Consider the following 22,779-nt stretch of genomic DNA (forward strand, 5'->3'; position numbering starts at 1 on the left):
GACAGATTCTGCACCGGTCGGGTGGGTCGGGAGCCTCGGGGGAGGAGAGCCCGGCCCCCCATCTCAGGAGGGGGAACGGGGCCGCCGATCTGGGGAACGGCGGCCCCCCATCCTCCGCATGTGAACGACCGGAGTGCGCAGAGCTGCGCGTCGCGCGCTGCCCGCTCGGCTAGAGGACGAGCCGTGGGCCCGTCCACACGCGCGTGACGCGCAGTTCCGCATCCAGCAGCACCGCATCGCCGAGCATGCCGACGCGCAGACCGCCGAGTGCGGCGTCGCGCGCGATCGCCCGCGCCGGCGTCTCCGTCAGCGCTCGAACCGCCTCCGGGAGCATCACCCCGGCCTGGATCGCCCGCTGCAGCGCCACGTCCTGCGTGAGCGTGGAGCCGGCGATCGATCCGGTGTCATCGGCCCGTGCCACGCCGTTCTCGACGGTGACGCTCACCGCACCGAGGTCGTAATGGCCGTCGGCGCTGCCCGCCGCCGCCATCGCGTCGGTGATCAGTGCCACGCGGCCGGGAGCGGAGTCGAAGACGAGCTTGATGACGTGCGGGTCGAGATGCACGTTGTCGGCGATGGCCTCCAGCACCACGCGGTGATCGGCCGCGGCAGCGAGCACCGGTCCGGGAGCGCGGTGATGGATGCCGGGCATGGCGTTGAAGGCATGCGTGAGGATCGACGCCCCTGCCTCGAAGGCGGCGACGGCCATGGTCGCATCCGCGTCGGTGTGGCCCACGGCCGCGGCGGAGCCCGCCGCCACGATCTGCCTGATCGCGTCGAGGCCGCCGGGAAGCTCCGGCGCGATCGTGATCTGGCGCACCGTGCCGCGCCCGGCGTCCAGCAGACCGGCGACGTCGTCGGCCGTCGGATGCCGCAGCAGGGACGGCTCGTGGGCGCCGTGGTGACCGGGATCGAGGAAGGGGCCCTCGAGATGCGAGCCGAGGATGTCGGCATCCGTCTCGGTCAGATCCGCGATGATCGCGACGCTGCGGGCGAGCGAGTCCAGCGATGCGGTGACGAGCGAGATCACGGCGCGAGTGGTGCCGTGCGCGCGGTGCAGATCGCGCCCGGTGCGGATCGCCGCCACGCCGTCGTCGAAGGCGGCTCCCGCCCCACCGTGCCCGTGGATGTCGATGAAGCCGGGGGTGAGCACGGCGCCGGTGCCGGCGACAGCCGCGGCATCGACGACCTCATCGGCGGGCGTCCATTCGGCGCCCGTCCCGCGGGCGGTGACCACGCCGTTCTCGACGCGGATCCAGCCGTTCTCGACGACCTCACCGCGGTCGACGATGCGGGCGGAGTGGATGACCAGCGAACCGGTCGCGGAGGAGTGGGTGCTCAACGGGCGCTCCAGGGGATCTCGTCTGCGGGGTGGAAGTCGACCCCTTCAGCCTTCCACAGCGGCGCGAGAGACCCGAGTCGCACGCGGAAGGACTCCCAGACGCGCTCCGGAGCCTCCCGCGGCGACCAGGCCACCTCGGCCTGGGCCGCGGCCCGCGGGAACACCAGTTGCTCGACGTCGTCGAGGGTGCGGGTGGTCTCCGACCACAGCGGGGCCTCGACGCCGAGGATGGCGGTGTCCGGCACGTCGAGGATCGTGGTCGGCTCCCATTCATAGGCACTGCGGACGTCGATGATCGCGGCCCAGGTGAGACCGAGGGGGAAGTCCTCCGTGTACTTCATGTCCAGATAGGTGACGTTCGCCGCCGACATGATCAGGGCGCCCCCACGCTCGACGAAGTGGGCCGCCTCCTCGGCGTGGGTGCCCTCCGGCGTGGTCATGCCCCAGTACTGCCCGACGGTCCCTTCGGCGATGTCCGCGGCCGAACCCATCTCGTGCCAGGCGACCGGAGTCTTGCCCGCTTCGACGACGATCGCCGTCGCGCGCTCGGCGAACAGATCGAAGTCGGCCTGAGGAGTGCCGAGGGATTCGTCACCGCCGATGTGGATGTAGGGCCCGGGGGTCATCTCGGCGAGTTCACGCACGACGTCTCGCACGAAGTCGTAGGTGCGCTCCTCGTGGATACGGACGCTGGAGTGCCCGACGCCCCACCCCAGGTAGATCTCCCCGGCGACGGGCAGCGGCTGGCCCAGTCGTCTCGAATCCGCGATGAGGTTGTCGTTCATCACGGGCGCCTCGACGAGCTCGGGGTACGCCACGCCGATCGCGTGGGTGTGCCCGGGCAGGTCGATCTCCGGGATCACGATCATGTGCCGCGCCGCGGCGTAGTCGACGATCTTCCGGTAGTCGTCCTTCGTGTAGAACCCGCCGGGGTCGCCGTTCGCGGACGTCGAGGCGGACAGCTCCGTGAGCCGCGGCCAGGAGTCGATGTGCACGCGCCATCCCTGGTCGTCGCTGAGGTGCAGGTGCAGGTGGTTGAACTTGAGCGCGCTCGTGCTGTCGATGAACTTCTTCACGTCGTCGACGCCGAAGAAGTGCCGCGCGACGTCGAGCATCACACCGCGTCGGGGGAAGCGCGGGGAGTCCGCGACATCGGCGCGGAGCAGTCCCCAGCCGAAGTCGTCCTGCCGAAGCAGCTGCAGCAGCGTCTGCACGCCGTAGAAGAGCCCGGCCTCATCGGCGCCGACGGCGATCGCGCGATCGCCGATCTCGAGCGTGTAGCCCTCCGGCGCGGACGAGTTCGGATCGACGAACAGCTCGATCTCGGCCGGAGCCGTCTCGACGGAGGCGAGACGGATGCCGGTGCGGCGCTCGACCGCCTCGATCAGCTGGGCGGCAGCGGGGGAGGAGCCGAGCACCCGCGTCGTCGCGGTGATCGGCATCCGTCCTTCTCGTGCAGTGGCGGACACGGGCGCGGGCACGAGCGGAAGAGGATGAGGAAGGACCATGAACAAAACCTACCCGTCGACGCCCCTCAGCGGAACGGCGGAATCGAATCGATTCTGCGGTCCGGGGTCGAGACGTCCGCGTTCTCGGCTTGCGGCATCCGCTATGCTCGTAAGCGTCGCGACTGGCGTCTGGGTGGACTACCACCGGGGAGCGACTGACCACGGAATTCGACCGCGCGCCTGGGCCGATTGGAACACCCCTTTCGAATCCGTCGTCAAAGGAGCAAGTCACCATGACCGACCGTTACTTCAATGCCCCGCTCGCCGAGGTCGACCCCGAGATCGCCGAGGTGCTCGACCGTGAGCTGAAGCGTCAGCAGACGTTCCTCGAGATGATCGCGTCGGAGAACTTCGTCCCCGTCTCCGTGCTGCAGTCGCAGGGGTCCGTTCTCACGAACAAGTACGCCGAGGGCTACCCCGGACGTCGCTACTACGGCGGCTGCGAAGAGGTCGACGTCGCGGAGTCCCTGGCGATCGAGCGGGCCAAGAGCCTGTTCGGCGCCGAGTTCGCGAACGTGCAGCCGCATTCCGGCGCCTCGGCGAACGCCGCCGTCCTGCATGCCATCGCCCGCCCCGGCGACACGCTGCTCGGTCTGTCGCTCGACCAGGGTGGTCACCTCACCCACGGCATGAAGATCAACTTCTCGGGCCGTCTCTACGACATCGTCGCCTACGGGGTCGACCCCGAGACCTCGACCATCGACATGGCAGAGGTCCGTCGCCTCGCGATCGAGCACAAGCCGAAGGTCATCATCGCCGGCTGGTCGGCCTACCCGCGCACGATGGACTTCGCGGCCTTCCGCGAGATCGCCGACGAGGTCGGAGCGCTGCTCTGGGTCGACATGGCGCACTTCGCCGGTCTGGTCGCCGCGGGCCTGCACCCGAACCCGGTTCCTCACGCGCACGTCGTCTCCTCGACCGTGCACAAGACGATCGGCGGCCCGCGCTCGGGCTTCATCCTCACGAACGACGCGGAGCTCGCGAAGAAGATCAACACCGCGGTGTTCCCCGGGCAGCAGGGTGGCCCCCTCATGCACGTGATCGCCGCGAAGGCGACCGCGTTCAAGCTCGCCGGCACCCCCGAGTTCAAGGAGCGCCAGGAGCGCGTGCTGCGCGGCGCGAAGCTCATCGCGGAGCGCCTGTCGCAGCAGGACGTGAAGGATGCCGGAATCGCAGTGCGCTCGGGCGGCACCGACGTGCACCTGGTGCTGGTCGACCTGCGCGACGCCGAGATCGACGGCAAGCAGGCCGAAGACCTCCTGCACGACATCCACATCACGGTGAACCGCAACGCGGTCCCGAACGACCCGCGTCCGCCGATGGTGACCTCGGGACTGCGCATCGGCACGCCCGCGCTCGCCACCCGCGGCTTCGGCGAAGCCGAGTTCACCGAGGTCGCCGACATCATCGCGCTCGCGCTGCTGCCGGGCGCTGACGTCGAGGCCCTGCGTGCCCGCGTCGACGCGCTGGCCGCCGCGTTCCCGCTCTACGCGGACCTGCAGCAGTGACCGCGAAGATCCTCGATGGGAAGGCGGCCTCGGCCGCGATCCGCGCCGAGCTGACGGAGCGCGTCGCCGCGCTCAAGGCGAAGGGGGTCACCCCGGGCATCGCCACGGTGCTCGTGGGCTCCGATCCGGCGTCGCAGCTGTATGTGGGCATGAAGCACCGGCAGTCGGAGGGGATCGGGATGAACTCGATCCAGCGTGAACTGCCGGCCGATGCCACCCAGGCCGAGGTCGAAGCGCTGATCGACGAGCTCAACGCCGACCCCGCGTGCCACGGGTACATCGTGCAGCTGCCGCTGCCGAAGCACATCGACACCGACGCGATCCTGGAGCGGATCGACCCGGCGAAGGATGCGGACGGCCTGCACCCGACCAACCTCGGCCGGCTCGTGCTCAACGTCAACGGCCCGATCCACACCCCGCTGCCGTGCACTCCGCGCGGTGTCATCGAGCTGCTGCTGCGCAACGACTACGACCTCAAGGGGAAGCATGTCGTCGTGGTCGGCCGCGGGGTGACGATCGGCCGCTCGATCGGGCTGCTGCTCACGCGACGCGACCTGAACGCCACGGTCACGCTCACGCACACCGGAACCGTCGACATGCCGCGCTACCTGCGGGAGGCCGATGTGATCGTCGCCGCGGCCGGGGTGAAGCATCTGATCCGCGCCGAAGACGTCAAGCCCGGTGCCGCCGTGCTCGATGTCGGTGTCACGCGCGAGACCGACGCCGAGACGGGCAAGAGCCTGGTGTTCGGCGATGTCGCTCCGGACGTCGCCGACGTGGCGGGGTACATCTCCCCGAACCCCGGCGGTGTCGGCCCGATGACGGTCGCGTTGCTCATGACGAACGTGGTGGAGGCCGCCGAGCGGTCGCTCTGACGACGACCGGCACTCCGCACAGGAAAGGCGCCCACCCGCAACGGGACGGGCGCCTTTCTCGTTCGGCGCGCCCGGATCAGCCCAGTTCGTCGAGCATCCGCCGCTGTTCCGGTGTCAGCCCGTCGCTGAGTTCGTCGCGTGCGGCCCTGGTCTCCGGCGGCTCCGGCGGGGCGGCTGCGGAGGAGGGGGTCTTCGCGCCGCCTCTCCTCACCCGCGCCTGCACGGAGTCGTAGATCTCGCCCGCCTTGGCGCGCATCCTGTCGTCGATCTGGTCGTAGATCATCCAGCCGAACAGCAGGGCGAGCGGTGGCAGCACGAAGCCCCAGAAGCCGGAGGCGCGAACCCCGCTCAACCACACCGTGAGCACCCAGATGATGAGCTCGACGAGGTAGACGAGCACGTACTGGACGATCTTCTCACCGGTCTTCGTGCGCTCGGCCGCCGACTTCGCCGCGGACCTGCGGATGGCTCCGGCGAGCAGCGGCTTCACGAACAGGGCGGCGAGAGTCAGGATGACGGACGCCCACAGAGCGTTCAGCCCGACGGAGACGCCCGGCAGCAGGAGGCCGATCAGGAGCAGCACCGCGACGTTGAACACGTAGAGTGCGGCGAACCGGACGATTCCGTTCTTCATGCGACCAGAATCCCACAGGAGCGTCGCGGAGCACACCCTCCGTCCCCGGGCGGTCCGAAACGTCCGCCGCCCCGGTCGTACACTGATTCGGCGGTGCGCTGCGCCCGCCTCCGTCGCCCACCCGGGAGCCCGCCATGACGATCGACCTCGATCCCCTCCTGGACTCGATCGACATTCTGACCACGGCCGACGGTGCGCACTGGCCGGCGCACGCGCACGACGATCACGAGCTGCTGTCGGCGATCAGCCGTTCCGTCACGGTCGTCACCCCCGAGGCCGTGTACATCGCCCCGCGGGGGACGAGCGTCTGGATCCCGGCCGGGGTGGTGCACGAGGTGACCGCGGCTCCGGGGAACACCATGCGGTGCACGTGGTTCGAGCCGGATGCAGGAGCGCGGCTCACCGGCCGCGTCGTCGTGACCTCGGTGCCGCCGCTGCTCGATCATGTGCTCGCCGAGCTCGGCCGCTACACCGACCCCGCCCGCCGCGCACGCGCGGAGGCGTTCGCCCTCGACCTACTCGCCGATTCGCGCGAGACGGAGGTCGGACTCCCCACGCCGGGGAGCGGATGGCTGCGCGAGGTGACGGACGCGCTCATCGCCGACCCGGCGGATCGGAGGACCGTCGATGTCTGGGCGGCGCAGTCGGCCGTCAGCGTGCGCACGTTCAGCCGACAGTTCGCCGCGGAGACCGGGATGACGTTCTCGCACTGGCGCGCGGAGCTGCGCCTTCAGCTCGCGATGTCGATGCTCGCGAACGGGACCGAGGTGGGGCGCACGGCGAGGGCGGTCGGGTTCGAATCCCTTGCGGCCTTCTCGGCCGCTTTCCGGCGGCGCAGCGGGGTCTCACCGCGCGTGTTCGCCCGCACGCATGGTTCGATGACCGATTCGCGCGCATAGTCGACCGATCGACGCAACTCTCCATATCGAATCGGGCAGGAGAGGGCGACATAATTAGGTAACCCTTGCCTTAATTGGAGAACCCGTGCGCCCATCACCGCGCCTGCGAGTCGCGCTCGCAGCAACCATCATCGTCCCCCTCCTCGCCGCGACCGCGTGCGCCTCACCCGTCGGAGAGTCCTCCGCCGATGGAGGCTCCGACGGCGGCACCACTGTCGTCGACACCGTCTACGGCGAAGTGACCGTGCCCGCGGAACCCGAGCGCGTGGCCGCTGTCTCGTACGACACGCCCTGGCAGGTGATGTCGCTCGACATCCCGGTCGTCGCCACGATCGACTACAGCCAGTGGATCGATGGATACACCGAGGAACAGCAGGCGTACATCGCCGATGCCCAGAAGGTCGGCACCTACGGCGAGATCAACTTCGAGGCGCTCGCCGGCGCCGCCCCCGACATCATCGTGGGCGACGCCTACGAGGTCGATGAGGCGACGTTCACGCGACTCAGCGAGATCGCGCCCACCGTCATCATCGGCGGCGACGAGCGCGGCGACTGGCAGTCGCTCACCGAGGACCTGTCGACGGCGCTGAGCGCCCACGACACCTGGGAGGAGTCGAAGGCCTCCTACGAGGCCCGTCGCGACGAGGTGAAGGAGCAGTACGCCGACGTCATCGCCGCGAACACCTGGGCGAACTTCTCTCTCGGCGACGAGGCGGGGCAGTTCTCGATCCAGCTGCCCACCGGCTCGACCGGCAACCTGATCGTCAACGAGATGGGCCTCACGTACGGTGCGGGCATCCCGCTGGAGGACGAGGGCGGCTTCGGATACGCCTCGTTCTCGCTGGAGCAGATCGGCACGATCCTCGACGGCGTCACGGTCGGCCTCACGTTCGAGAACCCTGACGGCAGCATGATGCCCGCGATCAAGGACGTCATCGACAGCAGCCTGTTCCAGCAGCTGGACATCGCGAAGTCGGGACAGGTCTACGGCCTGGTGACGAGCGTGACCGACTACCGCAGCGCGCAAGGGTGGATCGACGAGCTCACCGCCAAGGTTCTCGAGCCGCTGTCGCAGTGACCGGGATCGCCACGGACGGACGGCGGCGCACCCGTCGTCCGTCCGACGCGATCGTCCTGCCGATCGTGCTGCTGCTGCTCGTCGCCGCGGTCGGTATCAGCATCGCGGTCGGACCGCACACCCTGTCGTTCGACGAGCTCGTCGCCGCGCTCACCGCACCGACGGGAACCGAGGCGGACCTCATCGTCAGGGACGTCCGGCTGCCGCGCACGTTCATCGGGATCGCGGCCGGCAGCGCCCTCGCGGTCGCCGGGGTGATCATGCAGACCCTGACCCGCAACCCGCTCGCCGAGCCGGGGCTTCTCGGTGTCAACGCCGGCGCCTCGCTCGCGGTCGCGATCGCCATCGTCGTTCTGGGCGTGGGCGACTTCGGCTCCACGATGTGGTTCGCATTCGCCGGTGCAGCGCTCGCCAGCGCCGTCGTCGCGCTCATCGGCGGGGTCGGTCGCGGCGCCTCGATCGGACGTCTCGCGCTCACCGGCGTCGCAGTCGCCGCCGTGCTCTCCGCCGCCACCTCGGCGCTCAGCCTGATCGACCCCGCCTCGTATCAGGCGATGCGGCTGTGGGGGGCCGGTGCCCTCGGCGGACGCTCCCTCGAAGCCGCGACGCTCACTCTCGCGGTGGTCGCGTTCGGTCTGCTCGTCGTGGTCGTGATCGCCCCGGGAATCGGGCTGCTCGCACTGGGCGAGGACACCGCACGCGCCCTCGGTGGCCGGGTCGGGGCCGTGCGCCTGGGCGGATTCATCGCGATCGCCGTCCTCTGCGGAGCGGCGACGGCGGCCGCGGGACCGATCGCGTTCGTCGGGCTGCTCGTGCCGCACGCCCTGCGAGCGATCTTCGGGCCCGACACCCGTCGGCTCCTGATCTACAGCACCCTCGTCGGCCCCATCCTGCTGCTGGCCGCCGACGTGCTCGGCGGCCTCCTGATCGCCCCGCGTTCGATCCCCGTCGGCGTGATGACGGCGTTCCTCGGCGCGCCCGTGCTGGTCGCTCTCGTGCTCTCGCGGCGCGTGCAGGCCGACGGAGCGCCCTCATGAGCGCGGGGTCCGTCGTCGCCGCGCCGACCGCGACCCGACGCCGCCGCACGCTGATCTGGGTCTGCTCCGTGGGCATCCTGCTGGTGCTGGGGGGCGCGGGTCTCACGCTCGGGGAGGCAGCCGTCTCGGTGCCGGATGTGTTCACGGCGCTGCTCGGCGGAGGGGAGAGCGGCACACGGCTGGTCGTCGTCGGCTGGCGCCTGCCGCGAGTCGTGCTGGGAGCCGCGATCGGGGCGATGCTCGCCCTCTCCGGAGCCCTCTTCCAGGTGATCACTCGCAACCCGCTCGGGAGCCCTGACATCCTCGGATTCTCCGCCGGCGCCTACACGGGCGCCCTGATCGTCATCGTCGGAGGGACGGTGAGCACGGTCGCGCTCACCGTCGGCGCGATCGGCGGTGGCATCCTGTCCGCGGCACTCGTGTTCGCGCTCGTCGCCTGGCGCGGCGCGAGCGGAACCCGGCTCATCATCGTGGGCATCGCGCTCACCGCGATGCTGGGCGCCATGAACACGATGATCGAGCTCGCCGCCGACGACGTGGTCTCGCGCAGCGCCGCGATCTGGGGTGCCGGGTCGCTGAACGGCATCGACGGTCGATGGATCCCGGTGATCCTGGTGACCCTGGTGCTGGGAGCGCTCGCGATCACCGGGCTGCGGCCCGCACTCGCGCTCTACGAGCTGGGTGAGGATCGTGCGGCGTCACTCGGCGTCCGGCCGACGCGACTGCGACTGTCCGCGATGATCGTCGGTGTGGTGCTGCTCGCCGTCACGATCGCGGCAGCAGGACCGATCGCCTTCATCGCGCTCGCGGCCCCTCAGATCGCCAAGCGCCTGTGGCGCAGCGGTCCCATCCCGTTCGCGGCATCGGCGGTGACCGGCGCTGTCCTCCTCGTCTTCAGCGACCTGCTCGCCCTGCGGCTGTTCGCACCCACCATGCTCCCCACCGGACTCGTCACGATCGGGATCGGCGGACTGTACCTCGCCTGGATGCTCTCCGGCGCGAATCGAAGGAGGCGCTGATGCGCACCGACACCCCCGTCTACTCCGCCGAGGTGGCTGCCCGCACCGCGGTCACACCGAACATGCTGCGGATCACTCTCCGCGGTGCCCGCACGGACGACGGCGGACCGTTCGTGTCGAGCGGACGCCCGGACGAGTTCTTCGGTCTCTGGCTCTCGACGGTCGACGGGGAGGAGGCCAAGCGCTACTACTCGGTGCGAGCCTGGCGACCCGAGTCCGATGAGCTCGACATCGACTTCGTCGTCCACGCGCACGGACCGGCGACGCGCTGGGCTCGAGAGGCGCGCGAGGGGGATCGCGTGGCCTTCGATACCCCGCGCGGACACTTCCACCCTCCGGAGGGGACGGATCGCGTGCTTCTCGTCGGCGATGCCACGGCCCTCCCTGCGATCGGACGCATCCTCGAGGAGCGCACCGCGACGGATCCTCCTGTCTGCGTGATCGTGTCGGTCGACGACGCGCGAGACCGTCAGGATCTGCCGATCCGGAAAGATGACACGCTGCGCTGGGTCCGCAGCGACGAGATGCTCCCGCACGTCGTCGCCGAGACCGCGGTCGTCCCGGACGCGAGTTACCTCTGGTTCTCCGGCGAGGCGACGATCATGCGCGAGGTGCGCCGTCTCGTGCGCCACGCGCTCGGCTGGCCGACGTCGCGGTATATGACCATGGGGTACTGGCGGCGCGACGAGGAACGCTGGGTCGCCGAGTTCACCCGCCACCCGGAGCTCGAGGACCGGATCGCCGCGATCTGGGAGAACGGGGAAGACGACGAGATCCAGCGAGACCTGGTGGACGAGCTGCTGACGAGGAACGGACTGTGACAGAGGCGACATTCGAGATCCGCGGTCTCTCCGCCGGATACCCGCACGGGCGGCCGATCTCGGTCGACCTGGACCTGACGATCGAGCGGGGCTCCTTCGTCGCGATCATCGGGCCGAACGCCTGCGGGAAGTCGACCCTGCTGCGCACGATCGCCCGGTTGCTCCCGGCACTGGCCGGGTCGGTGCTCCTCGACGGCCGCGACATCCGCACGCGGGGCGCGAAGGAGCTGGCGCGGGAGCTCGGTCTGCTCAGCCAGTCAGCCGAGGCTCCGGACGGCATGCGGGTCGCCGACCTCATCGCGCGCGGCCGCTACCCGCACCGCCGTGCCTTCTCGGGCTGGAGCGAGACCGATGAGCAGGCGGTGCGCCGGGCCATGGAGCGCACCGCGGTGCAGGAGCTGGCGGATCGGCCGGTCGATGAGCTCTCCGGAGGGCAGCGTCAGCGTGTGTGGCTGGCCATGGCCCTCGCCCAGGAGACCGACGTGCTGCTGCTGGATGAGCCGACGACGTTCCTCGACATCACGCATCAGTTGGACATGCTCGACCTGTTCCGGGCGATCAACCGCGAGCAGCGGACGACCGTCGTCGCCGTGCTGCACGACCTCAACCAGGCTGCTCGGTACGCGGACCGCATCGTCGCCATGCGGGATGGCGAGATCCTCAGCGCAGCGGCTCCGGAGGAGGTGCTCACGCCCGAGGTGATGGCGCGCGTGTTCGACCTCGACTGCACGGTGATCTCCGACCCCGAGACGGCGACGCCGATGGTGGTGCCCCGGCGCCGCTGAGCACCCGGAGCGGTACGGCCTCGCTCAGAGCGCGCGGTACAGATCCCATGCGCGCTGACACGCTTCGGCCACCTCGCGCACGTGGGCCGGGTCTTCACGGATCCAGTCCGTTCCCGGTCGGTGCAGCTCGGCGACCGCGTCCGGCCCGAGCAGGTATTCGCGAAGGAACTCCGCCTGCACCGCATCGAGCTCGAGCGCGGCTTCCGCTGCCCGGTCGGCGAGCTCGCGGAATCGGGCTCCCGCCGCACGGATCTCCTGGCTGCCGAGGTACGGGGTGTTCAGCGCGACCGCGTCGGGCTGCTCGACGCGGAACCCCGCACGATGAGCATCGGCGAGGGCGCGAAGACGTTCCGGATCCATCGTCGGCGGATCGGCGGGGTCGCGCTCATCGCCACGGGTGTCGCCGCGATCGGACAGCGCCACGACGGCGGGGAGCCGATCCTCCGGCATGCGCGGCACGTCCACCGCACCCTCGCGCGTCGTCGTGGTGTTCATGGTGTCGTGGAACGACAGCCGCGTGAAACGTCCGCCGGTGCGGAGCTTCTCGGTCACGAAGCGCTCGGTCAGATCGTCTCTGGTGCGTTCGTAGACGCCGAGTCCGCGCTCTCCGACCTCGATGAAGGTGCGCACGAGACGTTCGAGCTCGGCCGCGTCCTGCGGAACCTCGAGGATCGGGAAGAACGAGAAGGTCACCGGGCGGATCGCATCCACGCCGGAGAGGTCGACCTTCTGCCAGGCTCCGGCGGCGCGCGTGCGCTCGATGGCTGTGGTCAGATCGGCGGCGATGTCGGCGGGGCGCGGCCGGTTGGGATCGCGGACCAGGCGCGGATGCGGGTTGATGACGGCGACGATCCGGCGGTCGTGCCGTGCCCACTCGCGCACGATCGCCTCGGTGGCGACGTCGGTGAAGTCGTACTGCAGCCGCCGGGTCAGCGCGGGGGAGAGGAACGGTAGGAGCTCTTCGGGGATGCGGGCGCCGGCATGAGGACAACTGACCAGCACGTCGGCCTCGGCGATCGCCTCGTCCAGCGTGCGCCGGTCGCTGTCGGCGAAGACCGTGATCTCCCGCGCGGTGAAGGTGTGCCCTGCGGGAATGAGGTCGAGGTCGCTCATGCGCTCATGGTAACCGCGCCCCTCGGTGGGATCACCCCTGGGCGTGCAGCGAGCTCTCGATGCCGCTGATGCGTGCCTGCTCGTCGAAGCGGAACGTCGCCGTGCCCGTCGCATCCGTGACGCTCGCGCCGGAGAATGCCTCGTCGGTCCAGGTCAGGGTCCATCCGGCGAGCCGGGCGAGGTCCCACACCGCGGTGCGCGCGTCGGGGAGCGAGGTGCCGGAGAGCACGCGGGGAAGGGCGATGACCGCGTCGGCCACCGTGAGCGGTGCGAGCGGCGCGTCGAGCATGAACACCGCGCGCGTGCCGTTGCCGACCGGGGCGGAGTAGTACGGGGAGCGTCCGGTCAGCTCGACGGCGACGCCGCCGACGGTGTGCGCGGCCTGCGCGATCCACTCGTCGTCGCTCGCGACGTCGGCCGGGAACGGCACTTCGGGCGCCGTCAGCTCGGCGATGCCGTGCTCGGTGCCGTAGGCGCGCAGCTGCGCCGCGACGCCCTGCGGGTCACCGCTGGGGTGCGCCCACGCCCAGAGCAGCGAACGGGGTCCGGGCGCGATCGTCGCGATCAGGTGCGCACGGGCGACGAGCTGCCGCGTCGGGTCGGCGTTCGCCGTGAAGGTGAGGGTGCCCGCCGCCATGTCCGCGTCCCAGCGGTGCTCGCCGAGCGCGTCGGCGGCGGCGGCGAGGGCATCCTGGCGGAGTGCGACGAAGAGGGCGGCACGGTCGGCGAGGGGCTGGAGCGCGGCGAAGGTCATGCCGACAGTCTCGCGGGGAATGCTATGAATCCGCTAGTTCAGACCATCGCCGAGACGACCGCTTCCGGGCGGCCCATGCGCCACACGCTCGGTACGAGCAGTGTGACCAGAGCGATGACCGCATAGACCACGCCCGAGGCGATCAGGACGGTCGCGGCATCCGCATGCGTGATGAGCCAGCCGTAGATCAGGGTGCCGATCGGCATCACGACGAAGCTGCCGAGCATGTCGTAGCTGGCGACCCGAGACAGCTTCTCACCGGGGATGTTCTCCATCATCGCGAGGTTCCATCCGGTGCTGAACACCTCGGCGCCCGCACCGGCGATGAATGCGGCCATGGCGAGCAGCACGACTGCGGGATGCACGCCCAGCACCGTCAACGGGATCGCGAACGCGGCCATGCCCAGCATGCCGTAGCGCAGCGGACGCCGGAGGGGGAACCACATCAGCAGCAGGGTCATCAGCAGGACGCCGGCGCCCTCGGCGCTCACCACCCACCCCCAGCCCGTGATCCCGAGCAGGTCGTCGTTCTTCGCGATGTAGGGGCCCACGACGCCCCAGGCGCCGACGTGGATGGCGTTCATGACCATGAAGGCCAGCACGATCGTCCACAGCCACGAGCGGCTCCAGAACTCCCGCCACCCGATGCGGAGGTCGTGGAACATCGTCGTGCCGCCCGCGTGCGCCGGCGGAGGGAGCTTCACGAGCGCCAGCACCGGGATCGCGACCACCCAGCCCGCCGCCTGCACGACCATCGCCCACGCCGGGCCGGAGGTCGCCACCAGGATGCCCGCGATGATCGGGCCTCCGATCGTCACGGCCGAGCGCACGAAGGAGAGCATCGCGTTCGCCTGCTGCAGGTGCTCCGGTGTGGTCAGCTGCGGGATGATGCCCTGCATCGCGGGCAGCACGAACGCGGTGGAGGCGCCGTTGACGATCGAGAGCAGGACGAGCAGCGGGATCGTGGCGCTGCCGGTGAACAGCAGCGCCGCGATCGTGCCGATCGACAGGATGTCGATGACGTAGCAGGCCTGGATGATCAGCGCCCGCGGCAGATGGTCGGCCACCACACCGCCGAACAGCACGAAGACGATGTTGCTGACGGTGAAGGCGGCGAGAACGACCGACAGCGACCGCGCGTCGTTGTCGATCTCCAGCACCGCGAAGGCGAGGGCGATCGACGACATGGAGCCGGCGATCATCGTGATCGCGCGGGCGAGGAAGAACCAGCGGAAGTTGCGGTCCTGCATCGCGGCGAGTCCGCGGATCACTTCACAGCCTCGCTTCTGCGCATCCGGCCATCCTGCCACGGGGCGGGGAACGCGGTTCGAACGGGTCAGTAGCTGGCGCGCGCGCTTCCGTCTGCGGAGATGAAGCGCGCTGCGAGGGCTTCGGATGCGCGGGCGAGCAGAGCGACATCCGCACCCACGGCCACGAAGTCGGCGCCGGCCGCGAGGTAGGCGTCGGCGGCTGCGGGGTCGAACGCGTTGACGCCCACGGCCTTGCCGGCGGCCTTGACCGCGGTGAACACCTTCTCGACCGCGGCGGTGACCTCGGGATGAGTCTGCTGACCGAGCAGACCCATCGAGGCGGACAGGTCGGACGGCCCGACGAACACCGCATCGACGCCGTCGACCGCGGCGATGTCGGCAGCAGCCTCGACGCCCGCGGCCGTCTCGATCTGCACCGTGAGAGAGGTGTGCTGAGCGGATTCCTGCAGGTACCGATCGACGCGGTTCCAGCGAGCGCTGCGGGCCAGGGCGCTGCCCACCCCACGCACGCCCTCCGGAGGGTAGCGGGTGGCGGCCACGGCGGCACGCGCCTCGTCGGCGGACGACACCATCGGCACGATCAGGTTCTGCGCGCCGAGATCGAGGATCTGCTTGATCGCGACGGCGTCGTTCGACGGCACGCGCACGAGCGGGGCGACCGGATACGCGGCGACGGCCTGGAGCTGCAGCAGCACCGAGTCGAGCGTGTTCGCCGAGTGCTCCATGTCGATCAGCAGCCAGTCGACTCCCGACCCGGCCGCGACCTCGGCGAGCAGCGGGCTGCCGGAGCACACCCACATTCCCACGAACGGTCGGTCGGATTCCGCGAGCTGCTCGCGGAACGAGGGGTCTAGACGAAGCGGCATGCAATTGTTCCCATCGGTCCGTAATCGCACAGCACTTCGTCGCCACGCGACACCCACATCGGGCGTGTGAACGATCCTGCCAGGATGATCTCCCCGGCCTCGAGACGCGCGCCGTGCTGGTGGAACTTGTTCGCGAGCCACGCGACGCCGGTCGCGGGGTGCCCGAGGACACCCGCGGCGACGCCGGTCTCCTCGATCTCGCCGTTGCGGGACAGGACGCCCGGCACCCAGCGCAGGTCGATCTCATCGGGGCGCTTGTGCACCGTCCCGAGCACCATCGCGCCGTATGCGGCGTTGTCGCTGATCGTGTCGACGATCGTCCGGCCCTCGAGCTCGATGTGCGAGTTGAGCACCTCGAGAGCGGGAACGGCATAGTCGATCGCAGCGAGGGCATCCTCGAGGGTGCAGTCGGGACCCTCCAGCGCACGCTTCAGCACGAAGGCCAGCTCGACCTCGATGCGCACGTTCGAGAAGTGGTCGACGGGGATCTCGGCGCCGGACTCGTAGACCGTGTCGTCGAACATCACGCCGTAGTCCGGCTCGGTGATGCCCGTCGCCTGCTGCATCGCCTTGGATGTCAGGCCGATCTTGCGCCCGACGAGCCGGCGACCCGCGGCGAGGTTCTGGTCGCGCCAGACCCCCTGGATCGCGTAGGAGTCCTCGACGGTCGCCTCCGGGTACCGGGCCGTGATGCGCGGGATCACGCTGTGGGTGCGGTCGGCTTCGGCGAGCTCCGCCGCGATCTGCGTGATGGTCTCGTCTGACAGCATCCGTGCCTCCTAGAGTTGGTGGCCGAGCTTGTACTCGCCCTGCTTGTACTCGGGCATGTCCTTGTCGTCCTCGGCGCGGGTGTACGAGAAGCCGTCGGCGCCGATGGTGACGGCCATCTCGCTGGAGTCGGTGCGGGCGACGACCGGCTGCGGGTTGCCGTCGAGGTCGAGCACGAGAGACGCGTCGGTGTACCAGGAGGGGACGACGGGGTTCCCCCACCAGTCGCGGCGCTGGTTGTCGTGCACGTCCCAGGTGACGACCGGGTTGTCGGGGTCGCCGGTGTAGTAGTCCTGCGTGTACACCTCGACGCGGTGGCCGTCGGGATCGCGCAGGTACAGGTAGAAGGCGTTGGAGACGCCGTGCCGACCGGGGCCCCGCTCGATCGAGTCGGAGCGGCGGAGCGCGCCGAGCTTGTCGCAGATCGCGAGGATGTTGTGCTTCTCGTGCGTGGCGAAGCACACGTGGTGCATGCGGGGCCCGTCGCCGCCGGTCATCGCCGTGTCGTGCACGGTGGGCTTGCGGCGCATCCAGGCTGCGTAGACGGTGCCCTCCTCGTCCTGGATGTCCTCCGTGACGCGGAAGCCGAGGTCCTGCATGAAACCCACGGCGCGCGGCACGTCGGGGGTGACCTGGTTGAAGTGGTCGAGACGCACCAGCTCGCCGGGGATGTGCAGGTCGTAGCGCCACGACATCCGCTCGACGTGCTCGGTGGCGTGGAAGTACTCGTAGGGGAAGCCGAGCGGATCGATCACGCGCACCGAGTCGCCGATGCCCTTCACGAAGCCCTCCGGGTTGCGGCGCACGTCGCAGCCGAGTTCGGTGTAGAACTCGACGGCGCGGTCGAGGTCCTCCGGGGTGCGGACCCGATAGGAGAAGGCGGCGACGGCGGCGATCGGGCCCTTGCGCAGCACCAGGTTGTGGTGGATGAACTCCTCCGTGGAGCGCAGGTAGATCGCCTCGTCGTCCTCCTCGGTCACGTACAGGCCGAGGACGTCGACGTAGAACTGGCGGGAGGCCGCCAGGTCGGTGACCACGAGCTCCATGTAGGCGCAGCGGAGGATGTCCGGAGGCGTGCTCTTCGGCGTCGTGACGGGGTTCTCGGAGCGGATCGGCGCCTCCTGGGAGACGTAGAAGCCGGAGGAGGTCAGGGTCATGTCTTCGCGGTGTGTCATGTCAGCGTCCTTGCGTGATCAGGCTCAGGGATTTCAGTTCTTGCCGAAGGTCGGGTTGTGGGCACCGCCGAGCGTGATGTGCACGCTCTGCTGGTCGGTGTAGAAGTCGATCGAGCGGTAGCCGCCCTCATGACCGAGGCCCGAGGCCTTCACGCCGCCGAACGGCGTGCGCAGGTCGCGCACGTTGTTGCTGTTCAGCCACACCATGCCGGCCTCGACCGACTGCGCGAAGTTGTGCGCGCGCTTCAGGTCGTTCGTCCAGATGTAGGCGGCGAGGCCGTACTTGGTGTTGTTCGCGAGCGACAGCGCCTCCTCGTCGGAGTCGAACGGCGTGATCGCGACGACCGGGCCGAAGATCTCCTCCTGGAAGATCCGGGCATCGGGGGAGACATCGGCGAACACGGTCGGGGCGACGAAGTTGCCCTCCTCGAAGCCTTCGGGGCGACCGCCACCGGCGACCAGGCGTCCCTCGGTCTTGCCGATCTCGACGTAGCTCATCACCTTGTCGTAGTGCTCCGGGTGCACGAGCGCGCCGACCTCGGTGGCCGGGTCGTGCGGGTAGCCGACCGTGACCCGCTTCGCCTGTGCGGCGTAGCGCTCCACGAACTCCTCGTAGATCGAACGCTCGACGAGGATGCGGGAGCCGGCGGTGCAGCGCTCGCCGTTGAGGGAGAAGACGCCGAAGATCGTGGCGTCGACCGCGGCCTCGAGGTCGGCGTCGGCGAAGACCACGGCGGGCGACTTGCCGCCGAGCTCCATCGACAGGCCCTTCAGGAAGGGCGCGGCGTTGCCGAAGATGATCTGCCCGGTGCGGCTCTCTCCGGTGAACGAGATGAGTGGCACGTCGGGGTGCTTCACGAGCGCGTCGCCGGCGTCTTCGCCGAGGCCGTTCACGAGGTTGAAGACGCCCGCCGGCAGGCCTGCCTCCTCGAAGATGCCGGCCCACAGCGAGGCGGAGAGCGGCGTGAACTCGGCCGGCTTCAGCACGACCGTGTTGCCGGTCGCGAGAGCGGGCCCGAGCTTCCACGACTCGAGCATGAACGGCGTGTTCCACGGGGTGATGAGGCCCGCGACGCCGATCGGCTTGCGGTTGACGTAGTTCATCTGGCGGCCGGGCACCTTGAAGGCGTCGTCGGACTGGGCCACGATCAGGTCGGCGAAGAAGCGGAAGTTCTCGGCGGCCCGACGCGCCTGACCCAGGGCCTGTGTGATCGGGAGGCCGGAGTCGTACGACTCGAGTTCGGCGAGGCGCGCGTCACGGGACTCGACGATGTCGGCGATCCTGTGCAGCACACGAGAGCGCTCGCGGGGGAGCATCCGCGGCCAGGGGCCCTCGTCGAAAGCGCGCTTGGCAGCGGCGACGGCGAGCTCGATGTCGGCCTTCTTGCCGGCGGCCGCGGTCGTGTACGTCTGGTTCGTCACCGGGTCGAGCACGTCGAACGTGTCGCCGTCGACCGAGTCGACGAACGCGCCGTCGATGTAGTGCTGGATGTGGTCGGGCAGGTCGGCGGGGATGCGCGAGTCGGTCATGAGAGGTCTCCGGTCGTCTGGGCGGTACGGGCGTGCAGCGCATCGAGGAACGCGTCCCTCGTGCGCCAGCGGTGGTTGCGGGCGGCGAGCTCGATCTCCAGCGGGTCGGCGCCGTCGCGGATGAGCTCGAGGATCTGGGTGTGCTCGTCGACCGAGTGATGCGCGCGGCCGGGGACGTACGCGAACGTGGTGTCGCGGATGCCCGAGAGCCGGGCCCACCCACGATGCACGAGGTCGAGCAGGTGCGGGTTCGGGCACGGGGCGAACAGCACCGAGTGGAACTGGCGGTTCAGCTCGGTGAAGGTGTGCGCGTCGAAGTGCTCCAGCAGGCGGGTCATGCGTTCGTTGACTTCTGCGGCCTCGGCCAGGGCGTCGGCGTCGAGGAGCGGCGCGGACAGCGCGGTGGCCGCGCCCTCGACGAGTCCGAGGGTCTGCATGGTGTGCGCGTACTCGCCCTCGTCGACGAGGGTGACCCTGGCGCCGACGTTGCGTTCGAACGTGACCAGGCCCTCAGCTTCGAGCCGGCGGATCGCTTCGCGGACGGGGACGACGCTCATGTCGAGCTCGTCGGCGATGGGGCCCAGGACCAGGCGGTAGCCGGGGCCGAAGGTGTGCGCCGAGATGCGCGAGCGGATCCAGGCATAGGCCTGCTCCGACTTGCTGGCGCTGGCGACCGTGGTCATCGCGCGCTCCGGTCGGTCGTCGCCGCCTCGTAGCGGGCGCGCCATTCGGCGTTCAGCGGGAACAGCCCGTCCACGGGGTGGCCGGCGGCGACCTGCTCGGCGATCCAGGCGTCTTCGATCTCCTGTGCGACGGCGTCGGCGGCGACCTCTGCCGCGAGAGCAGGCGGGATGACGATGACGCCGTCGCCGTCGCCCACGATGATGTCGCCGGGCTGCACGGTCGCGCCGCCGCAGGAGATCGTGACATCGACGTCCCACGGAACGTGCTTGCGGCCGAGGACCGACGGGTGCGCCCCCTGCGAGAAGACCGGCAGGCCGATCTCGGCGACGGCGTCGAAGTCGCGGACGCCGCCGTCGGTGACGACCCCGGCGGCGCCACGCGCCTTCGCCCGCAGCGCGAGGATGTCGCCGAGCGTGCCGGTGGTGGCATCGCCTCGAGCTTCGATCACGATGACCTCGCCCTCTTCCACGGCGTCGAACGCCCGCTTCTGGGCGTTGTACCCGCCGCCGTGGGCCTTGAACAGGTCTTCCCGGAACGGCACGAAGCGCAGCGTCTTGGCGGTGCCCACGATCTTGCGGCCGCGGATGTTGACGGAGACGCCGTCGACGAAGCAGGAGTGGTGCCCGCGCTTGCGGAGTTGGGCCGAGAGCCCGGCCGTCGGAGCTTCGAGCAGCTGGGCCCGCAGCTCCGGGGAGAGGCGTGAGGGGTCAGGAATCGCCGCGTCGGCAGGGGTTCGCGCGGCATTCGGCGACCCCTCACCGGTGGTGGGCGCGAGTCCGGCGGCCTCGGCCGAGCCCCAGGCCTCGGTGCGCTGCAGATCGTCGACGGCGGGGAGGGAACCGAGGTCGGCGTCGAAGGGAGCCTCGCCCTGGACGACGGTCGTGACCAGGCGGCCCGACGAGGGAGAGCCCGCGGCATCCGGAGCATCCACCTCGACCTCGACGACGTCACCGGGGACGATGACCGAGGAGCCTGCGGGCGTGCCGGTGAGGATGACGTCGCCGGGTTCGAGCGTGAAGTGCTGGGAGAGGTCGGCCACGAGCTGCGCGAGCGGGAAGATGAGTCCGGCCGTGGTGTCGTCCTGGCGGAGCTCGCCGTTGACCCAGGCGCGTACGCGGAGGGCGGTGGGGTCGACCGTGCGGGCATCGATGAGGTCGGGGCCGAGGGGGGTGTAGCCGTCGCCGCCCTTGGAGCGGACGTTCGAGCCCTTGTCGTTCGCGCGCAGGTCGTAGAGGCCGAGGTCGTTCGAGGCGGTGACCCAGCCGACGTGGGCCCAGGCCTCGTCGATCGGGACGCGGCGTGCGGCGGTGCCGATGACGAGCGCGATCTCGCCTTCGAACGCGAGCAGTTCGGTGCCGGCGGGGCGCTCGACCGTGCCGCCGGAGACTCCGACGGAACTGGCGGGCTTGAAGAAATACGAGGGGGCGGCGGGGCGCCTGCCGCGCTGGTCGGCCCGGGAGGCGTAGCTCAGGTGGATCGCGATGATCTTGCCGGGGCGGTGGATGGTATCCGTCACGGGGCGCCTCCTCGCGCTCGTCTGCGTTGTCGTGCAGGACGCCTTGTGCGTCGTATTCGAAATCATATATCATCGGTTCACCCCTCGGCAAGCACTCCGGATCCGCATCCGCTGCACGCCGTGACAATGCGGTCACAACCAAAGGAGACACCCCATGAGCGGGCAGTCACAGGATGGGTTCACGCCCACCGGAACCATCGCGACACCGGCCGATCGGCGCCGTGTCGTCTTCGCAACCGTCGTCGGCACCACCGTCGAGTGGTACGACTTCTTCATCTACGCCACGGCGGTCGGCCTGGTGTTCGGACAGCTGTTCTTCGAGCCGCTCGGCGCGGACAGCGCGCTCATCGCCTTCGCGACGGTCGGCGTGAGCTTCCTGTTCCGGCCGCTCGGCGCATTCCTCGCCGGCCACTACGGCGACAAGCTCGGCCGCAAGACCGTGCTCATGTGGACGCTGATCCTGATGGGCGCGGCGACCGCCCTCATCGGCCTGCTCCCGACGTACGAGACGATCGGCATCACGGCGCCGATCCTGCTGGTGCTGCTGCGTATCATCCAGGGCATCTCGGCCGGTGGCGAGTGGGGCGGCGCGGTGCTGATGGCCGTCGAGCACGCTCCCCGCAAGAAGCGCGGCATCTTCGGCGCCTCCCCGCAGATCGGCGTGCCCCTCGGCCTGCTGCTCGCTTCCGGCGTCATGGCGCTGATGACCGTCATCGCCCCGGGCGACCAGTTCGCGACCTGGGGCTGGCGTGTGCCGTTCCTGCTCAGCGTGGTGCTGATCCTCGTCGGCTACTACGTGCGACGCAAGGTCGAGGAGAGTCCGGTCTTCACCGAGCTCGCCGAGCGCAAGGAGAAGGCGCGGATGCCGATCGCGCAGCTCTTCCGCAGGCACCTGCTGCTCGTGATCATCGCCGCGTTCGTGTTCGCCGGCAACAACGCGGTCGGCTACATGACCACCGGCGGGTACATCCAGGGCTACGCCACGAACCCCGAGGGCCCCATCGGCCTCGAGCGCGGTCCGGTCCTCTGGGCCGTCGCCGGCTCGGCAGTCACCTGGCTGCTCACGACGCTCCTCGCCGGGTGGCTGTCCGACCGCATCGGTCGTCGGACGACGTATCTCATCGGCTGGGGGCTGCAGCTGGTCGGCGTGTTCACGCTGTTCCCCCTCGTCAACACCGGTGAGATCGGACTCCTGTTCGCCGGTCTCGCGATCCTCACGATCGGCCTCGGCTTCACGTACGGGCCGCAGGCGGCGCTGTACGCCGAGCTGTTCCCCGCCAGCATCCGGTTCTCGGGCGTCTCGATCTCGTACGCGATCGGTGCGATCGCGGGTGGCGCGTTCGCGCCCACCATCGCCACGGCGATCGTGAGCGCGACGGGGTCGACGCAGGCCGTCACCTGGTATCTCGCAGGCATGACCGTCCTGGGCCTGATCGCGACGCTGCTGCTGCGCGATCGCTCCGGGATCCCGCTCGGTCCGGATCACGAGGAGGAACAGTCCGTCAGCCCGATCTACGGACTCGCGAAGGCCTGATCCCTTCCGCGCTCCGACCCCGCTCCCGTCGCACTTCCTGTCGCCTGCGTCCGCACCGCGCG

Annotated in this window: 21 protein-coding genes and 1 riboswitch; of the genes, 9 read left to right on the forward strand and 12 right to left on the reverse strand. The window is 69.8% G+C overall.

Going from position 1 to position 22,779, the window contains the following annotated elements:
- Positions 1 to 169: 169 nt before the first annotated feature.
- Entirely contained in the window at positions 170 to 1,342 is a 1,173-nt protein-coding gene (locus tag CQ045_RS14725) for an N-acetylglucosamine-6-phosphate deacetylase (protein ID WP_105725033.1), read from the reverse strand.
- On the reverse strand, positions 1,339 to 2,850 hold the full coding sequence (locus CQ045_RS14730) for a family 20 glycosylhydrolase (RefSeq protein ID WP_105725035.1): 1,512 nt from the start codon (positions 2,848 to 2,850) through the stop codon (positions 1,339 to 1,341). Before CQ045_RS14730 ends, CQ045_RS14725 begins: the two co-directional genes overlap by 4 nt.
- A gap of 108 nt (positions 2,851 to 2,958) precedes the next feature.
- Positions 2,959 to 3,043: riboswitch (ZMP/ZTP riboswitch) on the forward strand.
- A gap of 40 nt (positions 3,044 to 3,083) precedes the next feature.
- Between CQ045_RS14730 and glyA the strand changes: the two genes are divergently transcribed.
- Together glyA and CQ045_RS14740 are read left to right on the forward strand one after the other, a co-directional pair.
- Complete coding sequence (gene glyA / locus CQ045_RS14735; RefSeq protein ID WP_105725037.1) at positions 3,084 to 4,358, forward strand: serine hydroxymethyltransferase; 1,275 nt, start codon at positions 3,084 to 3,086, stop codon at positions 4,356 to 4,358.
- Positions 4,355 to 5,233 carry a bifunctional methylenetetrahydrofolate dehydrogenase/methenyltetrahydrofolate cyclohydrolase gene (locus tag CQ045_RS14740; RefSeq protein WP_105725039.1) on the forward strand — a complete coding sequence of 293 codons (879 nt, stop codon included), beginning with the start codon at positions 4,355 to 4,357 and terminating at the stop codon, positions 5,231 to 5,233. The genes glyA and CQ045_RS14740 overlap by 4 nt, the downstream gene beginning before the upstream one ends.
- Before the next feature lie 76 nt (positions 5,234 to 5,309).
- Here CQ045_RS14740 and CQ045_RS14745 read toward each other — a convergent pair whose 3' ends face one another.
- Complete coding sequence (locus CQ045_RS14745; protein WP_105725041.1) at positions 5,310 to 5,867, reverse strand: hypothetical protein; 558 nt, start codon at positions 5,865 to 5,867, stop codon at positions 5,310 to 5,312.
- A 134-nt stretch (positions 5,868 to 6,001) separates the two neighbouring features.
- Between CQ045_RS14745 and CQ045_RS14750 the strand changes: the two genes are divergently transcribed.
- The 6 genes from CQ045_RS14750 (at position 6,002) to CQ045_RS14775 (ending at position 11,506) form a co-directional block, all read left to right on the forward strand.
- Complete coding sequence (locus CQ045_RS14750) at positions 6,002 to 6,766, forward strand: AraC family transcriptional regulator (RefSeq protein WP_105725043.1); 765 nt, start codon at positions 6,002 to 6,004, stop codon at positions 6,764 to 6,766.
- Positions 6,767 to 6,851: 85 nt separating this feature from the next.
- Entirely contained in the window at positions 6,852 to 7,844 is a 993-nt protein-coding gene (locus tag CQ045_RS14755; protein ID WP_105725045.1) for an ABC transporter substrate-binding protein, read from the forward strand.
- A complete protein-coding gene (locus tag CQ045_RS14760; RefSeq protein WP_181156589.1) occupies positions 7,841 to 8,881 on the forward strand; it encodes an iron ABC transporter permease in 1,041 nt (346 codons plus the stop codon). The genes CQ045_RS14755 and CQ045_RS14760 overlap by 4 nt, the downstream gene beginning before the upstream one ends.
- The gene (locus CQ045_RS14765; protein WP_105725049.1) at positions 8,878 to 9,900 is read left to right on the forward strand and encodes an iron chelate uptake ABC transporter family permease subunit; all 1,023 of its coding nucleotides are present in this window, start codon (positions 8,878 to 8,880) and stop codon (positions 9,898 to 9,900) included. The genes CQ045_RS14760 and CQ045_RS14765 overlap by 4 nt, the downstream gene beginning before the upstream one ends.
- Positions 9,900 to 10,721: a siderophore-interacting protein gene (locus CQ045_RS14770; RefSeq protein ID WP_105725051.1), complete on the forward strand. Its 822-nt coding sequence runs from the start codon at positions 9,900 to 9,902 to the stop codon at positions 10,719 to 10,721. Before CQ045_RS14765 ends, CQ045_RS14770 begins: the two co-directional genes overlap by 1 nt.
- Positions 10,718 to 11,506 carry an ABC transporter ATP-binding protein gene (locus tag CQ045_RS14775; protein ID WP_105725053.1) on the forward strand — a complete coding sequence of 263 codons (789 nt, stop codon included), beginning with the start codon at positions 10,718 to 10,720 and terminating at the stop codon, positions 11,504 to 11,506. The genes CQ045_RS14770 and CQ045_RS14775 overlap by 4 nt, the downstream gene beginning before the upstream one ends.
- A gap of 24 nt (positions 11,507 to 11,530) precedes the next feature.
- Here CQ045_RS14775 and CQ045_RS14780 read toward each other — a convergent pair whose 3' ends face one another.
- The 9 genes from CQ045_RS14780 to CQ045_RS14820 form a co-directional block, all read right to left on the reverse strand.
- Positions 11,531 to 12,619, reverse strand: a complete 1,089-nt coding sequence (locus tag CQ045_RS14780; protein ID WP_105725055.1) for an N-formylglutamate amidohydrolase — start codon at positions 12,617 to 12,619, stop codon at positions 11,531 to 11,533.
- Positions 12,620 to 12,650: 31 nt separating this feature from the next.
- The gene (locus CQ045_RS14785) at positions 12,651 to 13,373 is read right to left on the reverse strand and encodes a DUF6882 domain-containing protein (RefSeq protein WP_105725056.1); all 723 of its coding nucleotides are present in this window, start codon (positions 13,371 to 13,373) and stop codon (positions 12,651 to 12,653) included.
- Between the two features lie 38 nt (positions 13,374 to 13,411).
- Positions 13,412 to 14,644: an MFS transporter gene (locus CQ045_RS14790; protein ID WP_105725057.1), complete on the reverse strand. Its 1,233-nt coding sequence runs from the start codon at positions 14,642 to 14,644 to the stop codon at positions 13,412 to 13,414.
- Between the two features lie 65 nt (positions 14,645 to 14,709).
- A complete protein-coding gene (locus CQ045_RS14795; RefSeq protein WP_105725058.1) occupies positions 14,710 to 15,510 on the reverse strand; it encodes an HpcH/HpaI aldolase/citrate lyase family protein in 801 nt (266 codons plus the stop codon).
- Positions 15,495 to 16,280 carry a fumarylacetoacetate hydrolase family protein gene (locus CQ045_RS14800; protein ID WP_105725060.1) on the reverse strand — a complete coding sequence of 262 codons (786 nt, stop codon included), beginning with the start codon at positions 16,278 to 16,280 and terminating at the stop codon, positions 15,495 to 15,497. The genes CQ045_RS14795 and CQ045_RS14800 overlap by 16 nt, the downstream gene beginning before the upstream one ends.
- A gap of 9 nt (positions 16,281 to 16,289) precedes the next feature.
- The gene (gene hpaD, locus CQ045_RS14805) at positions 16,290 to 17,453 is read right to left on the reverse strand and encodes a 3,4-dihydroxyphenylacetate 2,3-dioxygenase (protein ID WP_105725062.1); all 1,164 of its coding nucleotides are present in this window, start codon (positions 17,451 to 17,453) and stop codon (positions 16,290 to 16,292) included.
- Positions 17,454 to 17,486: 33 nt separating this feature from the next.
- On the reverse strand, positions 17,487 to 18,983 hold the full coding sequence (gene hpaE / locus CQ045_RS14810) for a 5-carboxymethyl-2-hydroxymuconate semialdehyde dehydrogenase (protein WP_105725064.1): 1,497 nt from the start codon (positions 18,981 to 18,983) through the stop codon (positions 17,487 to 17,489).
- The gene (locus CQ045_RS14815; RefSeq protein WP_105725319.1) at positions 18,980 to 19,666 is read right to left on the reverse strand and encodes a GntR family transcriptional regulator; all 687 of its coding nucleotides are present in this window, start codon (positions 19,664 to 19,666) and stop codon (positions 18,980 to 18,982) included. The genes hpaE and CQ045_RS14815 overlap by 4 nt, the downstream gene beginning before the upstream one ends.
- Entirely contained in the window at positions 19,663 to 21,249 is a 1,587-nt protein-coding gene (locus CQ045_RS14820) for a fumarylacetoacetate hydrolase family protein (protein ID WP_258131084.1), read from the reverse strand. The genes CQ045_RS14815 and CQ045_RS14820 overlap by 4 nt, the downstream gene beginning before the upstream one ends.
- 88 nt (positions 21,250 to 21,337) lie before the next feature.
- Here CQ045_RS14820 and CQ045_RS14825 point away from each other — a divergent pair, with 88 nt between their 5' ends.
- Positions 21,338 to 22,717, forward strand: coding sequence for an MFS transporter (locus tag CQ045_RS14825; protein WP_105725068.1), 1,380 nt, complete (start codon positions 21,338 to 21,340; stop codon positions 22,715 to 22,717).
- The last annotated feature ends 62 nt before the right edge of the window (positions 22,718 to 22,779 follow it).

Source organism: Microbacterium sp. MYb66 (genome assembly GCF_002979435.1).
Taxonomy (GTDB): domain Bacteria; phylum Actinomycetota; class Actinomycetes; order Actinomycetales; family Microbacteriaceae; genus Microbacterium.

What these genes read in the sequence shown, in the direction of transcription:
- CQ045_RS14785 (WP_105725056.1), bottom strand. Translation starts at nt 13,373, where the DNA reads ATGACCTTCGCCGCGCTCCAGCCCCTCGCCGACCGTGCCGCCCTCTTC.
- CQ045_RS14730 (WP_105725035.1), bottom strand. Translation starts at nt 2,850, where the DNA reads ATGGTCCTTCCTCATCCTCTTCCGCTCGTGCCCGCGCCCGTGTCCGCC.
- CQ045_RS14815 (WP_105725319.1), bottom strand. Translation starts at nt 19,666, where the DNA reads ATGACCACGGTCGCCAGCGCCAGCAAGTCGGAGCAGGCCTATGCCTGG.
- CQ045_RS14820 (WP_258131084.1), bottom strand. Translation starts at nt 21,249, where the DNA reads ATGATTTCGAATACGACGCACAAGGCGTCCTGCACGACAACGCAGACG.
- CQ045_RS14770 (WP_105725051.1), top strand. Translation starts at nt 9,900, where the DNA reads ATGCGCACCGACACCCCCGTCTACTCCGCCGAGGTGGCTGCCCGCACC.
- hpaD (WP_105725062.1), bottom strand. Translation starts at nt 17,453, where the DNA reads ATGACACACCGCGAAGACATGACCCTGACCTCCTCCGGCTTCTACGTC.
- CQ045_RS14745 (WP_105725041.1), bottom strand. Translation starts at nt 5,867, where the DNA reads ATGAAGAACGGAATCGTCCGGTTCGCCGCACTCTACGTGTTCAACGTC.
- CQ045_RS14800 (WP_105725060.1), bottom strand. Translation starts at nt 16,280, where the DNA reads ATGCTGTCAGACGAGACCATCACGCAGATCGCGGCGGAGCTCGCCGAA.
- CQ045_RS14795 (WP_105725058.1), bottom strand. Translation starts at nt 15,510, where the DNA reads ATGCCGCTTCGTCTAGACCCCTCGTTCCGCGAGCAGCTCGCGGAATCC.
- CQ045_RS14780 (WP_105725055.1), bottom strand. Translation starts at nt 12,619, where the DNA reads ATGAGCGACCTCGACCTCATTCCCGCAGGGCACACCTTCACCGCGCGG.
- CQ045_RS14765 (WP_105725049.1), top strand. Translation starts at nt 8,878, where the DNA reads ATGAGCGCGGGGTCCGTCGTCGCCGCGCCGACCGCGACCCGACGCCGC.
- hpaE (WP_105725064.1), bottom strand. Translation starts at nt 18,983, where the DNA reads ATGACCGACTCGCGCATCCCCGCCGACCTGCCCGACCACATCCAGCAC.
- glyA (WP_105725037.1), top strand. Translation starts at nt 3,084, where the DNA reads ATGACCGACCGTTACTTCAATGCCCCGCTCGCCGAGGTCGACCCCGAG.
- CQ045_RS14750 (WP_105725043.1), top strand. Translation starts at nt 6,002, where the DNA reads ATGACGATCGACCTCGATCCCCTCCTGGACTCGATCGACATTCTGACC.
- CQ045_RS14825 (WP_105725068.1), top strand. Translation starts at nt 21,338, where the DNA reads ATGAGCGGGCAGTCACAGGATGGGTTCACGCCCACCGGAACCATCGCG.